The 15,354-nt window shown below is 59.2% G+C and carries 14 protein-coding genes; 9 read left to right on the forward strand and 5 right to left on the reverse strand.

The window, feature by feature from the left end; all coding sequences use genetic code 11:
- Positions 1-64: 64 nt before the first annotated feature.
- Together lexA and VF285_RS12140 are read right to left on the reverse strand one after the other, a co-directional pair.
- A complete protein-coding gene (gene lexA, locus VF285_RS12135) occupies positions 65-742 on the reverse strand; it encodes a transcriptional repressor LexA (RefSeq protein WP_346952925.1) in 678 nt (225 codons plus the stop codon).
- 127 nt (positions 743-869) lie between these two features.
- Positions 870-2,075, reverse strand: a complete 1,206-nt coding sequence (locus tag VF285_RS12140) for an amino acid aminotransferase (protein WP_346952891.1) — start codon at positions 2,073-2,075, stop codon at positions 870-872.
- A 114-nt stretch (positions 2,076-2,189) separates the two neighbouring features.
- Here VF285_RS12140 and uvrB point away from each other — a divergent pair, with 114 nt between their 5' ends.
- The 6 genes from uvrB to iscA all read left to right on the forward strand — a co-directional run bounded on the left by uvrB (position 2,190) and on the right by iscA (position 7,527).
- Positions 2,190-4,214 carry an excinuclease ABC subunit UvrB gene (uvrB, locus tag VF285_RS12145; protein WP_346952892.1) on the forward strand — a complete coding sequence of 675 codons (2,025 nt, stop codon included), beginning with the start codon at positions 2,190-2,192 and terminating at the stop codon, positions 4,212-4,214.
- 88 nt (positions 4,215-4,302) lie between these two features.
- Positions 4,303-4,794 (forward strand): low molecular weight protein-tyrosine-phosphatase, encoded by a 492-nt coding sequence (locus VF285_RS12150; protein WP_346952926.1) that lies wholly within the window; start codon positions 4,303-4,305, stop codon positions 4,792-4,794.
- A gap of 258 nt (positions 4,795-5,052) precedes the next feature.
- Positions 5,053-5,574: a Fe-S cluster assembly transcriptional regulator IscR gene (gene iscR, locus VF285_RS12155; RefSeq protein WP_346952893.1), complete on the forward strand. Its 522-nt coding sequence runs from the start codon at positions 5,053-5,055 to the stop codon at positions 5,572-5,574.
- A gap of 9 nt (positions 5,575-5,583) precedes the next feature.
- Positions 5,584-6,792, forward strand: a complete 1,209-nt coding sequence (locus tag VF285_RS12160) for an IscS subfamily cysteine desulfurase (protein ID WP_346952894.1) — start codon at positions 5,584-5,586, stop codon at positions 6,790-6,792.
- Positions 6,792-7,199: an iron-sulfur cluster assembly scaffold protein gene (locus VF285_RS12165; protein WP_346952895.1), complete on the forward strand. Its 408-nt coding sequence runs from the start codon at positions 6,792-6,794 to the stop codon at positions 7,197-7,199. The genes VF285_RS12160 and VF285_RS12165 overlap by 1 nt, the downstream gene beginning before the upstream one ends.
- A 4-nt stretch (positions 7,200-7,203) precedes the next feature.
- Complete coding sequence (iscA, locus tag VF285_RS12170) at positions 7,204-7,527, forward strand: iron-sulfur cluster assembly protein IscA (RefSeq protein WP_346952896.1); 324 nt, start codon at positions 7,204-7,206, stop codon at positions 7,525-7,527.
- Positions 7,528-7,642: 115 nt separating this feature from the next.
- Here iscA and lysS read toward each other — a convergent pair whose 3' ends face one another.
- The 3 genes from lysS to VF285_RS12185 form a co-directional block, all read right to left on the reverse strand.
- The gene (gene lysS / locus VF285_RS12175) at positions 7,643-9,160 is read right to left on the reverse strand and encodes a lysine--tRNA ligase (RefSeq protein ID WP_346952897.1); all 1,518 of its coding nucleotides are present in this window, start codon (positions 9,158-9,160) and stop codon (positions 7,643-7,645) included.
- Positions 9,161-9,186: 26 nt separating this feature from the next.
- Positions 9,187-10,291, reverse strand: a protein-coding gene (gene prfB, locus VF285_RS12180) for a peptide chain release factor 2 (RefSeq protein ID WP_346952898.1) whose coding sequence is annotated in 2 segments (ribosomal slippage) — positions 9,187-10,209 and positions 10,211-10,291 — 1,104 coding nt in all. Because the reading frame shifts where the segments join, the coding sequence is not laid out codon by codon here.
- A 95-nt stretch (positions 10,292-10,386) separates the two neighbouring features.
- Positions 10,387-12,336 (reverse strand): chloride channel protein, encoded by a 1,950-nt coding sequence (locus tag VF285_RS12185; protein ID WP_346952899.1) that lies wholly within the window; start codon positions 12,334-12,336, stop codon positions 10,387-10,389.
- Positions 12,337-12,670: 334 nt separating this feature from the next.
- Here VF285_RS12185 and VF285_RS12190 point away from each other — a divergent pair, with 334 nt between their 5' ends.
- The 3 genes from VF285_RS12190 (at position 12,671) to VF285_RS12200 (ending at position 15,324) form a co-directional block, all read left to right on the forward strand.
- The gene (locus tag VF285_RS12190) at positions 12,671-13,447 is read left to right on the forward strand and encodes an ABC transporter ATP-binding protein (protein ID WP_346952900.1); all 777 of its coding nucleotides are present in this window, start codon (positions 12,671-12,673) and stop codon (positions 13,445-13,447) included.
- Positions 13,444-14,439, forward strand: a complete 996-nt coding sequence (locus VF285_RS12195) for an ABC transporter substrate-binding protein (RefSeq protein WP_346952901.1) — start codon at positions 13,444-13,446, stop codon at positions 14,437-14,439. Before VF285_RS12190 ends, VF285_RS12195 begins: the two co-directional genes overlap by 4 nt.
- 156 nt (positions 14,440-14,595) lie before the next feature.
- A complete protein-coding gene (locus VF285_RS12200; RefSeq protein WP_414648145.1) occupies positions 14,596-15,324 on the forward strand; it encodes an ABC transporter permease in 729 nt (242 codons plus the stop codon).
- The last annotated feature ends 30 nt before the right edge of the window (positions 15,325-15,354 follow it).

Genomic DNA, 15,354 nt, shown 5'->3' on the forward strand with positions numbered 1-15,354 from the left:
CTGGCCGATTCTGTATTTGGTTTGCAGTGCGATGCCTCGTTCTGGGGATGGACCAGACGGGATGTTAGTGAAGTGGCGTGGTGCGGATGAGCCCGACGGCCAGGCCTTCGATGGCGAAGTCGTCGCCTGGCCCAATGACGATGGGAGTGAAGTCCGGGTTTTCGGGCAGTAGCCGGAGATGTGACCCCTGCTGTTCGAGGCGCTTGACGGTGACGTCGTCACCCAGCCGCGCGACTACGATTTGCCCGTGATGCGCTTCGCGGGTGCTTCGTACGGCCAGCAGATCGCCATCGAGAATGCCTGCGTTGCACATGCTGCTGCCACGGACACGCAGAAGGTAGTCTGGCTGCGCGGTGAAAAGCTGTGCCGCAACGGGGACTTCGCGTTCGATGTGTTCAGCCGCCAAAATAGGGTGCCCAGCCGCTACGTGACCAATGATGGGGACAAGGAGTTCCCGGGCTGACGCCAGCAGGCGGAAGGGCAGGCTGGCAGGCTCGGTCACCGGGTGGGCCGTGTCGGCGGGGCTTGCCTGCACGAGCTGAATGCCGCGCGAGGTGCCTGCCGACAGGTGGACGTATCCTTTGCGTTCAAGCGCGCGGAGATGGTCTTCGGCCGCGTTGGTAGAGCGAAAGCCGAGTTCGTGCGCGATTTCGGCACGGGTGGGAGGGCGCCCGGTGTGCGTAATGGCCTGGCGAATGAGGGTCAGGATCTGAGACTGACGGGCAGTGAGCTTGAGTGCCATGGCAAAGGACTGGATATAAAACCAGCTTGTATTGTCCTTGATGTGCACGCATAAAGCAAGGAAAGCCCCGTGGAGCGGGGCTTTCGTCAGCGTCGACCGGTTGCGCGTTCAGTGCGCTGCAGGGGTGTCAGTGCTTGAGGACCTGGGCAATGGATTGCGCGACGTAATCGATGTTGCCGCTGTTGAGTGCGGCAACGCAGATGCGGCCACTGCCTACCGCGTAGATGCCAAAGTCGTCACGTAGGCGCTCCACATGCTGTTTGGTGAGCCCTGAGTACGAAAACATGCCGCGTTGGGCCTCGACGAAGCTGAAGTCTTGATTCACCCCGTGCTCGTGGAGCTTTGCGACCAACTGGTGTCGCATGGTGCGGATGCGATCGCGCATTTCAGCGAGTTCATTCGCCCAAAGTGCCTTCAGTTCGGGGGTGTTCAGCACTGCAGAGACGATGGCGCCTCCGTGGGTGGGTGGGTTGGAGTAGTTGGTGCGGATGACGCGCTTGAGTTGGCTCAACACACGGGTGCTTTCGTCGTCGTCACCTGTGATGAGGGTCAGCGCACCCACCCGCTCGCCATAGAGCGAGAACGACTTCGAGAATGACGAACTGATGAATATGGTCATGCCCAGTTGCGCAAAGAGCTGCACAACTTTTGCGTCTTCTTCAAGCCCGGCACCAAACCCCTGGTAGGCGATGTCCAGAAATGGCACCAGCTGACGGGACTGCAGCAGCTGTGCAATTTCTTTCCATTGCTCGTTGCTGGGGTCCACGCCGGTGGGATTGTGGCAGCAGGCATGCAGTACCACGATCGTGCCGGCGGGCAGGACGCGCAGCGAGGCCATCATGGCATCGAAGTTCAGGCCGTGGCTCGCGGCATCGTAGTAGTCGTACCGCACGATAGGAAAGCCAGCAGCTGAGAACAGTGCTTCGTGGTTTGCCCAGCTGGGGTTGCTGATGGCGACCTGAGCTTGAGGCAGAATCCGCTTCAGGAAATCGGCTCCAATTTTCAAGGCCCCCGTGCCGCCCAGTGCCTGCACCGTGACCGATCGATGATCGGCGATCAGGGGCGAGTCTTCACCCAGCAGGAGTATCCGCGCGCCGGTGTTGTACCCCGGAATGCCGTCGATAGGCAGGTAGCTGCGAGGTGCCGCCTGTTCGAACAGCTTGGTCTCGGCCTGACGTACGGACTTCAGCAGAGGAATGCGGCCTTTGTCGTCGTAGTAAACCCCCACGCCGAGATTGACTTTGGTGGCTCGTTGATCGGCCTTGAATTGTTCGTTCAGGCCAAGAATGGGGTCGCGTGGCGCGAGTTCGACGGAGGCGAAGATGGAGGACATGGAAGTGTTATGAGGCAGAGAAGGTATGGGTCTTGGTTCAACGAACCTACGATGGGATAATAAGGGGTTTACCCGAAGGGTGTCTAGCGAGTACGCGATATGAAGGATTCCACCATGGATTCCATCCCGAGATTCGTTCAGTTTGAAGGCAGCCCGTTTCAGCTCTATGAACCGTACCCGCCGGCAGGGGACCAGCCGGCTGCAATTTCAGCCTTGCAGGACGGGCTGGAAGACGGTCTCATGTGCCAGACGTTGCTGGGAGTGACAGGATCAGGCAAGACCTACACCATGGCCAATGTGATCGCGCGGCTTGGGCGCCCGGCGATCGTGCTTGCACCCAACAAGACCCTGGCTGCACAGCTCTACGCGGAGATGCGTGAATTCTTTCCGCGCAATGCGGTCGAGTATTTCGTCTCGTATTACGACTACTATCAGCCTGAGGCCTATGTCCCGGCCCGAGATCTGTTCATTGAAAAGGATTCGTCCATCAACGAGCACATCGAGCAGATGCGGCTTTCTGCAACCAAAAGCTTGCTCGAGCGGCCAGATACCATCATCGTAGGCACGGTGTCGTGCATCTACGGCATTGGTAATCCGGGCGATTATCACGCCATGGTGCTGACGCTGCGCACAGGGGATCACATGGGTCGTCAGGAAATCCTGGCCCGACTGGTGTCCATGCAGTACGAACGTAACGACATGGAGTTCGGACGCGGAACCTTTCGTGCTCGGGGCGAGATCATCGACGTGTTTCCGGCGGAGCACGCCGAGCAGGCCTTGCGTATCACCTTGTTCGACGACGAAGTTGAATCCCTGGATTTGTTCGATCCGCTGACGGGCAAGCTGGTCCAGAGCCTGGTGCGCTTTACGGTGTTTCCCAGTTCGCACTATGTCACCCCGCGCGAGACCGTGCTGAGAGCCATCGAAACCATCAAAAGCGAGTTGCGGGACAGGCTTGAAGAACTGAACGCCGGCGGCAAGCTGGTCGAGGCGCAGCGCCTGGAGCAGCGGACCCGGTTTGATCTTGAAATGCTGCAGGAACTTGGTTTCTGCAAAGGCATCGAAAATTACTCTCGTCACTTGTCCGGCGCAGCCCCTGGAGATCCTCCTCCCACCCTCATCGACTATCTGCCGGCCAAGGCGTTGATGTTCATCGACGAAAGCCACGTGACGATCGGCCAGCTGGGAGGCATGTACCGCGGTGACCGGTCACGCAAGGAGACTCTGGTGCAGTTTGGATTTCGCCTGCCCTCGGCGCTCGATAACCGGCCGTTGAGGCTGGAGGAATTCGAAGCGCGGATGCCGCAGTGCGTCTTCGTATCCGCGACGCCGGGCGCCTACGAGGCGGAGCACTCCGACCAGGTGGTGGAGCAGGTCGTTCGACCCACAGGGCTGGTCGATCCTGCAGTCGAATTGCGTCCGGCGACCACCCAGGTGGATGATCTTCTTGGCGAGGCCAAGAAGATCATCGCGCGCCACGAACGAGTGCTGGTCACGACGCTGACCAAGCGGATGGCCGAAGACCTGACAGAATACCTTCAGGAAAGTGGCCTCAAGGTCCGGTATCTGCACTCCGACATCGACACCGTAGAGCGGGTGGAAATCATTCGCGATCTGCGGTTGGGGGCGTTTGACGTGCTGGTGGGCATCAACCTGCTGCGCGAAGGACTGGACATTCCCGAAGTCTCGCTGGTGGCCATCCTCGACGCCGACAAAGAGGGGTTCCTTCGCTCTGAACGCAGCCTCATCCAGACGATGGGGCGTGCTGCGCGCAACCTTCATGGACGCGCCATCCTGTACGCCGACCGAGTCACGGATTCGATGCGCCGGGCCATGGACGAGACCCAGCGGCGCCGCGAAAAGCAGCAGGCCTTCAACGAGGAGCACGGAATCACGGCGCGCAGCGTGAACAAGGCAGTGCGTGACCTGATCGACGGGGTTTCGGTGGCGCCAGCGATGTCGACCGAGGTTGAGCCAGTCTACGACGTGACCGCGTTGCAGGACGAGAAGGTATTGGCGCGTGAAATTCGGCGCCTGGAGCAGAAGATGAATGAACACGCCCGCAATCTTGAGTTCGAGCAGGCGGCAGCTGTCCGTGATGCCCTGCATTCCTTGAAGGACAGGGCGCTTTTCAGCTGAGACGCAAACTTCTGACACTGCACGTTTTTTTCCGATTTTCGCCGGAAAGGGCTTGCCAATTTCGGGGTTTTCCCGCACACTTTCACCTATCATGCATAAGGTCCTTTTCGTCTGTACCGGTAACATCTGCCGGTCTCCCACCGCTCAAGGCGTATTCCAGCATCTGGTTGATGACGCCAACCTCACCGACGCCATTTGTGTCGATTCCGTCGCCACTCATCACTTTCATGTGGGCGAGGCGCCTGATGCACGTGCGCAAGCGGCAGCACGCAAGCGCGGCTACGATTTGTCGGGCCATGTGGCACGCCAGATCACCGCCAATGATTTCCGCGATGCCGATCTCATCCTGGCAATGGACTGGGAAAATCTTTCCGCCTTGCAGCAGCAATGCCCCAAGATCTACCAGCACAAGCTCATGTTGCTCATGCGCTTCTCAAACGAATTCGAAGAAGCCACGGTGCCGGACCCCTATTATGGCGGGCCTGAAGGCTTCAACAAGGTTCTGGACTACATCGAAGATTCTTGCCAAGGTGTGCTTGAGCTCGTGCGCAAGCGCGTGCTGCAGTATCAAGCGGCCTGAAGACATCTCACGTGGCTATGCAGCGGCGCCCTCAGGGCGCCGTTCTGCTGCAGGCTCCAGAGACGCCATTCAAGTTCCCTTCAGGACCTCCTGGCTGACGCGCATTCCACCTGATTGACCCTGGCCTTGATTTTCATCAAGTTTCAGTCGTGACAGTGCCCAAAAGTTGAGTAATTCAGTCGGGTACGTTGATATACTTGACTCGTTTAGTCGGGTATCAGACATACCCATGACGGGTTTGAAAAGGTGAGGCTTACCATGCGTTTGACGACCAAAGGGCGTTTTGCGGTCACTGCAATGATTGATTTGGCTTTGCGGGCGCATAGCGGGCCTGTGACCCTGGCCGCCATCAGTGAGCGCCAGAATATTTCACTGTCTTATCTCGAACAGCTCTTTGGCAAGCTGCGGCGTTCCGAGCTGGTCGACAGTGTACGAGGCCCTGGGGGTGGTTACACACTGGCGCGTCATGCGCGTGACATCTCGGTTTCCAGCATCATTTTTGCGGTTGACGAGCCGCTGGACGCCACCAGTTGCGGTGGTAAAGAAAACTGCGCGATTGGTCGCAATGGCCACACAGGGCGCTGCATGACGCACGACCTTTGGGCAACCCTGAGTCGTAAAATGGTAGAGTACCTGGATTCGGTGTCGCTTCAAGACCTGGTCGATCAGCAACGCCTGCGCGAATGGCAAGAATCGGGCCAGTTGCGTCAGGGTCTGAAGCCCCACAAACCGGCTGTTTCGAATCGGGCTGATTCCGTTCGGGAGCCCGTTTCAGCATAAGGAGTCGTCATGTCGCTGCACCCGCCCGTTTATCTGGATTATTCGGCGACCACGCCTGTAGACCAGAGGGTAGTGCAGGCCATGGTGCCTTGGCTGTCTGAGCGCTTTGGCAACGCAGCGTCCACCAGCCACTCCTGGGGATGGGACGCAAGCGAAGCTGTGGAACGAGCTCGGGCTCAAGTGGCTGCCTTGATCCACGCAGATCCGCGTGAAATCGCCTGGACCTCCGGTGCGACTGAATCCGACAACCTTGCCATCAAGGGTGTGGCCGAATTCCACGCTGGCCGAGGGCGTCACATCATCACGGTCCGTACCGAGCACAAGGCTGTGCTGGATACCTGCCATGCACTCGAACGTCACGGGTTCGAGGTCACGTACCTGGACGTGGACGCAGGGGGTCTGGTTTCTTGCGATGCGCTGGCGGCTGCGTTCCGCCCCGACACCATTCTGGTATCGGTCATGCTGGTCAACAACGAAATCGGCGTCATTCAAGATATCGCAAAATTGGCCGCTTTGTGTCACGAGCATGGCGTTTTGTTTCACACCGATGCCGCGCAGGCAACCGGCAAAGTTGCCATTGACGTTGAGGCGCTGGGTATTGATCTGATGTCGCTATCGGCACACAAGACGTATGGGCCCAAGGGCATTGGTGCACTGTATGTCAGACGCAAGCCCCGTGTACGCCTCGAGGCCCAGATGCATGGCGGTGGGCACGAAAGGGGTCTGCGCTCGGGGACCCTGCCAACCCACCAGATTGTTGGTATGGGGGCCGCTTATGCGCTGGCTGGCGAACTGATGGCCACTGAGCTTCCTCGTATCCGGGGATTGCGCGACCGCCTCTGGGATGGCCTGAAAGATCTGCCTGACGTCTACCTCAACGGCGACCTGGTCCAGCGGGTCGCGCATACCCTCAATATCAGTGTGGCGCATGTCGAGGGCGAGGCGCTGCTCATGTCAGTGCCCGAAATCGCGGTTTCCAGCGGCTCCGCGTGTACGTCGGCGAGCCTGGAACCTTCATATGTGCTTCGCGCCCTGGGGCGCAGCGACATACTGGCGCATAGTTCGTTGCGCATGAGTATTGGCCGCTTCACCACAGAGGCCGATGTAGACCTCACCATTCAAGCCTTGCGCACCCAGATTCAACGCCTTCGCGAGATTTCGCCTCTGTGGGAAATGCGTGAGGAGGGCACTTTGGGTGCCTGGATGGAGTCCTGCTGATGGCCGGGTCGACTTATGGGGCACTGGCGCTGGAACATTACCGGCATCCGCACAATGTGGGGTCTTTGGACGCAACCGATGACGAGGTTGGCTCGGCCCTGGTGGGCTCTCCCGCCCTGGGCGAGGTGATCAAATTGCAGTTTCGCGTGCAGGCAGGCACCATCGTAGCAGCGCGGTTCAAGGCGTTTGGCAGCGTGTCGACTATCGCCATTGGGTCATGGCTGACCCAGCGGTTGCAGGGGTGCCTCCTTGAAGACACGCAGGCCATTCACAGCCACGATATCGTGTCGGCCCTGGCTTTGCCAGCCGTCAAGATGCATTCAGCCCTGCTGGCCGAAGATGCCCTGCGGGCTGCTGTGGCAAACTATACCGAGAAGCATCTTCAACCACATCACATCAGTGAGTAGCGTTATGGGAATCACATTGACACAGCAGGCTGCCGAGCACATTCAGCAGCATCTCGAAAGCCGAGGCAAGGGCGTGGGCCTGCGCCTGGGCGTGAAGCCCTCGGGGTGTTCCGGTCTGTCGTATTTGCTCGAGTACGTCGATGATCCGCAGCCCAGCGATCAAATTTTCGAGCAGTTCGGTGCGCGGCTCTACGTAGCGCCTGAAAATCTGCAGTATCTGCAGGGCACTGAGCTGGACTATGCGCGCGAAGGGCTCAACGAAGGCTTCCGCTTCAACAACCCCAACGAAAAGGCGGCGTGTGGATGCGGAGATTCGTTCACGGTCTGAAACCCTTTGCGTAGCGCAGTGTCTTCAGGGCACCGCGCCATCGTTTCAGCCGTCCTCTTTCGGCGTTAAAAAACCCGGTCATCACATGATGCCGGGTTTTTGTATTCAGTACGCGTCAATCTTCGCGCCGCATGTGCGGAAAAAGAATGACGTCACGAATATTGGGGCTGTCTGTCAACATCATGACGAGACGGTCGATCCCGATCCCGCAACCGCCTGTGGGGGGCATGCCGTATTCCAGGGCGCGGACGTAATCGGCATCGTAATACATGGCTTCTTCGTCGCCCGCATCCTTGGCTGCTACCTGCGCCTGGAAACGAGCTGCCTGGTCTTCGGGGTCGTTGAGTTCAGAGAACCCATTGGCGATTTCGCGTCCGCACGCAAACAGCTCGAAGCGCTCGGTAATTCCGGCTTGCTTGTCAGACGCTCGCGCCAGCGGTGACACTTCTACCGGGTAGTCGATGATGTAAGTAGGGTGCCAAAGCTGGGTTTCTGTTGTTTCTTCGAAAAGAGCCAGCTGCAGCGCTCCCAGGCCTGCGTGCGCCAGAACCGGGCCATCCACCTCGGCACCCAGGCGGCGCAGCTCGGTGCGCAGGTACCCGGCGTCTTCGAGTTGCTCGTCGGCATAGGACGGCGCGTATTTGCGGATGGCCTGCGTGATGGTGAGGCGATCGAAGGCTCGGCTTAGATCCAGAGGCTTTCCTTGATACGTCAAGTCTGTGGTGCCGCATACGTTGAGTGCCGTATCGCGGATGAGCGCCTCGGTGTAGTCCATGAGCCAGCGGTAGTCCGTGTAGGCTGCATAGAACTCCATCATGGTGAATTCTGGATTGTGCCGCGGGCTGACGCCTTCATTGCGAAAGTTGCGGTTGATTTCGAACACCCGCTCGAAGCCGCCGACGATCAGGCGCTTCAGATAAAGCTCGGGAGCGATGCGCAGATACATGTCCATGTCCAGCGCGTTGTGATGCGTGATGAACGGTTTGGCCGAGGCACCTCCAGGAATCGGGTGCAGCATGGGCGTTTCCACTTCGAGAAAATTGGCATCTGACATGATTTGCCGTATCGCGGCGACGATCTGGCTGCGCGCAAGAAATGTACGCCGCGTGTCGTCTGACATGATCAGATCGACATAACGTCGCCGGTATCGCAGTTCCTGGTCGGCCATCCCGTGAAATTTGTCGGGCAGCGGACGCAGGGATTTCGAAAGCAGGCGCAGTGACTGGACACGCAGCGAGAGCTCGCCCTTGTGGGTGCGAAAGACCTCCCCTTCGGCCCCAAGAATGTCGCCAATGTCCCAGGATTTGAAGGCGGCATAGGTGTCGTCGCCCAGGATGCTGCGGTCCAGGTAGAGCTGGATGCGACCCGTGGTGTCCTGCAACGTGGCAAAACTGGCTTTGCCCATGACTCGCTTGAGCATCATGCGGCCTGCCACCCGCGCTTGGCGATGGCCGGCCAGTAGCGTCTCGTCGTCCATCCCTTCGCAGTCCTGGTGCAGCGTTGCGGCGTGGGTGTCCGGGTGGAAGTCGTTGGGGTATGCCGGTCCGGAGGTACGCAAGGCGGCCAGTTTGCTGCGTCGTTCTGCGATCAGGCGGTTTTCGTCCGTGGCTTGGGTTTCGTTTTGGTCAGTCATGTCGTTGGATTCAGGGGACAAGGCGGTCAATCGGTCTGCTTCAGGCTTGCAGTGATGAAGGCGTCGAGGTCACCGTCGAGGACTTTTTGGGTATTGGAGATTTCGACCCCGGTGCGCAGGTCCTTGATGCGGCTCTGGTCGAGCACATAGGAGCGGATCTGATGTCCCCAGCCCACGTCGCTCTTGGAGTCCTCGAGCTTTTGCTGTTCGGCCATGCGCTTGCGCATTTCGAGTTCGTACAAGCGCGATTTCAGCATTTGCATGGCCTCGGCGCGGTTGCGGTGCTGCGATCGGTCGTTCTGACACTGCACGACGATTCCCGTGGGCTGGTGCGTAATCCGCACGGCTGAATCAGTCTTGTTGATGTGCTGGCCGCCCGCGCCGCTTGCGCGGTAGGTGTCGATGCGCAGATCTGCCGGGTTGATCTCGATCTCGAACGAATCGTCGATTTCGGGATAGACGAATACACTGGCAAACGAGGTGTGCCGCCCGTTGGAGGAGTCGAACGGACTTTTGCGCACCAGTCGGTGAACGCCGGTTTCCGTGCGCAGCAAGCCATAGGCGTATTCGCCTTCGAACTTGATCGTGGCCGACTTGATGCCGGCGACCTCGCCTTCGGAGACTTCAAGCACTTCAGTCTTGAATTCCTTGCGTTCGCCGTAATGCAGATATTGGCGCAAGAGCATTGAGGCCCAGTCTTGTGCTTCGGTCCCGCCGGCACCCGACTGGATATCCATGAAGCAGTTCAGCGGATCGGCCGGGTTCGAGAACATGCGGCGGAACTCGAGTGCTTCGAGGCGCTCACCCAAATCGGCGCAGTCGTGTTCGATGGAAGCAAGCGTGGCGTCGTCTTCGTCGGCACGAGCCAGTTCGAAGAGATCGCGTGCGTCGTTTAGACCTTGCTCCAGATCGCTGAGGGTGTGGACAACGTTTTCGAGCGACTTTTTTTCACGCCCAAGGTCTTGAGCGTGTTTGGGGTCATTCCAGATATCGGGGTTTTCGAGTTCGGCGTTGACGACGAGCAGGCGTTCGGCTTTGACATCGTAGTCAAAGATACCTCCGAAGAGCGGCCTGACGGTCGAAGTAGTCTTCGATGCAGGCGTGGATGTGATTCTGGTGTTCGGCTTCCATGGTGTTCCAAGGTAGGTTTCAGGTGAACTCGACGCGGCCGTGCCTCTCGAGTGTGCGATTCATTGCGTGATGCGCGTATTTTATCCCGCATGCGTTCAACGCATGCGATGGGCCCTGCGCCGCCGGATGGGCCGCAAGGGCCGCAGGGGGCGGCGCAAGTCGACGCGAAGCTGGCGGCGCGCATCCCTGTTCTCGTCCAGGCGGTAAACGTTGGCATTGATGATGTCGCTGCGCGTGAGCATGCCCAGCAGCTTCGGAGGCCGTGTGCGGCTCATGACCACCAGGCGCCCCACGCCTGCGTTCACCATCATGTCGGACGCTTCGCGCAGCGGGTAGTCCTCGGCCACCACGACCGGAGACCGTTGCACCATCTCGCCGATCTGGGTGGCGGTATCTGTGGTCGGGTTCAGGAGCTCCCGGATGGTGAGTACACCTGTCACCGCGCCGCTGGAGTCCATCACCGGGTAGCCGTGGTGGCGCGTATCCGGCCCGCCTTCTGCCAGCCATTGGCGAACCTGTCCAAGCGTGTCACCCGCCTTGAGTGATATCACGTCACGCGTGTAGATTTGGCCAACCGTGATCCGTTGCAGAAAGTCGGCGCTGTATTCCAGCGGCACGAGTACGCCTCGGCGGACGATCTTTTCTGTCATGATGGTGTTGCGCATGATGAGCGCCGACACCATATAGGCCGCGGTGCAGCCACCCAGCAGGGGCAGAAGCACAGGGGCCTGGCGTGTGGTTTCAAAGGCAAACAGAATGGCCGTCAACAAAGCGCGCGACGATCCGGCGAAAATGGCCGCCATCCCCACCAGCGCAGCGATCCGTGGGTCTATTCCAAGAACGGGCAGGATATGTTCCGTGCCGATTCCGAGCAAGGCGCCGAACGAGCCCCCGATGATGAACAACGGCGCCAATGTGCCGCCTGATGTGCCGCTGCCGAGGGCAATCGCCCAGGCGGCAAATTTCAGCACGCACATGGTGATGAGCATCTGGACGCCAAAATCGCCCGACACGATGGCGTCGATATTATCGTAGCCCACGCCCATGGTACGCGGTGCCAGCCACCCGATCACCCCTGCAAAGATCCCGCCGATAGCCGGCCACCACATCCAGTGGACGGGCAGCTTGGCAAATCCGTCTTCGATGGCATAAACCGCCTTGGTGACCCAGACGCTGAGTACGCCGACGATCGCTCCCAAGATGATGTAGCTGACAAGGGCCGAACCACCCGGTTCGAGAACTGCCGGCATGGAGAAGACCGCACCGGCACCGTAAGTCGCATAGCGCACCCCTGTGGCCGCGACGGCTGCCAGCGCGACCGGAATCAGCGAACGCGGGCGCAGCTCGAAAAGCAGCAACTCGACTGCCATCGCCAGAGAGGACAGGGGGGCGCCGAACACGGCCGCCATGCCGGCCGCCGCGCCAGCCGCCAGGAGCGTCTTGCGCTCGGTCGCCGTGACCGAGAGCAGCTGCCCGAGCACGGAGCCCAGCGCGCCACCGGTTGAAATGATGGGGCCTTCCGCGCCAAAAGGGCCGCCAGTGCCGATGGCGAAGGCCGACGACACCGGTTTGAGCCAGGTGACGCGGGCCGGGATATTCGAGTCATGCTGGAGGATTTGCTCCATGGCCTCGGGAATGCCGTGCCCTTGGATGGCGCGAGACCCCCAGCGTGCCATGACGCCGGCAATCAGACCACCGATGGCCGGCATCAGGATCACCCACAGCCCGAGCTGGTTGTTGGCTGGGGACAGCACGAATGAGCCGACATGGGTCGTCTCCGTCACGTCGCTGATGCGCCCATAAAAGGTAATGTCCGTGATGATATTGATCATGAACATCAAAAGCTGCGCGATCTCTGCCGCCGCGATGCCGAGGATGACGGCCAGCAACCCGATCCAGAGGGTTCTGTGATTGAGCAGAGTCGATTTGCGGGTGACGCGCGCTTCGTCCAGCGTCGCGTCCAGTGCGGGCGCAATAGGGACAGCACCTGGGCTTCCCGACTCGATGACCGAGGGTGTCGGGCGGGAGGAAATGCGTTTCGCCATTCAAGAATCCTAGGATCCGGGAGCAGGCCGTGCCTGTCCGGAAGAGGTGAAAGATCTACTGTTACACAGTGTGGCAGTCAGATCACAAAATGTTCTTGTCTGGACCCGGCCGGATGGAGTCAACGGAAGTTGCGCGGCACCGCCGCACATTATAGTGATTTGGACCCTTGATAACGGGCTGCGCAGTCAGGTACTTGCAAGTTTTGGGCCATTCTTTATTTCTACTGGAAATATAAAAATCGAAAATATGTCGTTGTTGATCATGAAGCGCTCTTGTTACATTGCCTCATGTCCCTTTGATTTCTGGAGGCTTCGCCACCGCGCGCCGCAGCCTATGAATTTATCTTTCCAGCATGTTGAAAAGCAATTTGGCAACTTGCCCGTCGTCGCGGATTTTCAGCGAGACGTGCAGGCCGGAGAACTGGTGGCGCTGGTCGGGCCGTCAGGCTGCGGAAAATCGACCTTGCTGCATATTGCGGCTGGCCTTGAGCATCCCAGCAAAGGGCAGGTTCTGGCGGATGGCAAGCCGGTCAGCCGCCCTGATCCCAGCCGGATGCTCATGTTTCAGGAAAACGCCCTGTATCCGTGGCTGACACTGTCGCAAAACGTGGCCATGGCGCTGGAGCTGCAGAAGATAAGTCGGTCCAAGGCACGCAGTCAGGCGGTGGCTTGGCTCGAAAAGGTTCAACTCAAGGGCTTCGAAGACTACTTTCCGCATCAGGTCTCGGGGGGCATGCGGCAGCGTTGTGCGTTGGCGCGCGCCTTCGTCACACACCCGGAGGTGCTTCTGCTGGACGAACCTTTCGGTGCCCTGGACGCGCTGACGCGCATGACGCTGCAAGACGCCTTGCGCGACCTGATTCAGGAAACGCGCCCTACGGTGCTGCTGGTGACTCACGACGTGGACGAGGCGCTCTTCTTGGCTGATCGCATTTTGGTGTTCAGCGCCCGTCCGTCCCGTGTCCTGAAAGAATTCCGTTTGTCCGCTTCTGGCAAAACCCACGATTTGTCTGATTTTTCTGCTACTCGCCGAGAAATCCTTGAATTGCTCGGGATTGTCACTGAAGACACCCATCCCTCTCTATCTCTCGCCGAGGAACTTGCAGCATGAAACTGAAGCATTTTCTGGTCCCCGTTCTGGCCTCGCTCACTTTGGCGACCCAAGCCATGGCTGCTGAACCCTTCAAGGTGGGCTATATCCGGGTCATGGATGACGCGCAGGCTATCGCTGCCTACGAAGGCAAGTTCTACGAAAAGCAGGGGCTGGATGTTCAACTGGTCGAATTCAAATCGGGAACGGACCTCATCAAGGCCATCGTTGGCGGGCAGCTTGACACGGGCGTGTTAGGTTTTACCAACGCGGCCTCGTGGTCTTCTCGCGGTGCGGATCTCAAGGTCGTCAGTGGCGCCCAGCGTGGGTTCCACGCGCTGGTGGTGCGCGACGACGCGGGCATCAACAAGGTGTCCGATCTGAAAGGGCATACCCTTGCCTCGCAGAAGGAGGGCAGCACGGCCGATGTGGTTCTGAAGGGCGTAGTGCTCAAAGACGCCGGCCTGAAGCCTGACGATCTGACCATCATGGGCGTGAGCCCCCAGGTAGCCGTGCAGTCGCTGGTAGGCAAACGGGTCGATGCTGCCTTTTTGTTTGAGCCACAAGCAAGCATCGTCCAGGAGATCGCACCCGTCAAACAGATCTACGAGATCGGCGAAGTCTGGCCATTCCCTTGCATGGTGACCATCACCTCGGCCGCCACGCTCAAGGCCAAGAAAGACCTGGTCTGGAAGTCTCTGGATGCCCAGCAGCAGGCTATTGAACTGTTGCAGCAGCACCCTAATGACGCCGCCAAGCTGATTTCGGGTTACTTCATTGCCGAACCCACGCTCAAGACGCTCAAGCATGGCGACGTTCCGCGCGACAAGATCATCGCGGATGCGATCAAGACACAGACCTACAGCGCCGCGCTGACCCCCAAGGACGTTTCCCGCATGCAGGAAGTTGCCAATATCATGCAGGCACAGGGTTCACTCAAGACACAAGACGGCAAGCCCTTCGACGTCAACAAGATTGTCGATCTCGATTGGCAGCACGCCCGTCACCTCTGAACTGTTTCGGCGTGAAGATCACGTAGCAGGCCGGGTCGGTGTTTCTTTTGGTTGATGTGCGTATTTGTCGGCCAAACGGGATGCTGACCCGGTGGTGTTTTGTTGGGAACCATGAGTAAAAAACAAAGACTTTCTCCCGCCACACGTAAGCTGGCCATGTTGGTGGCGATTCTTGCCATCCTGCTGTTCTGGCAACTGGCGGCCTTGAGCCTGCCCGATTTCCTTCTTCCCGGGGTCCCCAAGGTTCTTGCGCGTATCTGGCACGATATCCATACGACGCAGTTTCGCTCCGTCCTGGCGGGCAGCATGGGGCGCCTTGGCGTGGGTTACGGATTTGCGCTGCTGTTTGGCATCAGCTTCGGCCTTGCCGGAGGCTTGCTGCTGTTTTTCCGCGAAGTCCTCAAGTCGGCAATCATCGTGCTGCAATCGATTCCGTCGATTGCATGGGTGCCGCTTTTCCTGATACTGATGGGGTTTGGCAATGTACCCATGATCGTCGTGGTTGCACTGGCGGCGTTCTTCCCGGCTGCTTTGTCCGTCATGAACGCCACAGAAAGCGTGCTGCAAACACACGTGTCGGCGGCACGGGTCATGGGCGCGAACCCTTGGGAGATGATTCGTCGCGTCTATCTGCCCGCGGTGATGCCCGAGCTGATCACTGGCGCGCAGCTGGCCTTTGGCAATGCCTGGCGTGCGCTGATCTCGGCTGAAATGCTCATTGGATTTGGCCAGGGGCTGGGTCGTTCATTAGCCTATGCCGGCGAGACTGCCGACATGACAGGAGTCATGGCAGACATCCTCACGATTGCCATCCTGGCAACCTTGATCGATCAGGTCTTGCTCGAAAACATCAAGCGCAGGGTCTTGCGCTATCAATACGTGTGACCCTGAGTACGTGTGACCCTGTGGCGGGGG

This window comes from Castellaniella sp., from assembly GCF_036379515.1.
Lineage (GTDB): Bacteria > Pseudomonadota > Gammaproteobacteria > Burkholderiales > Burkholderiaceae_B > Castellaniella.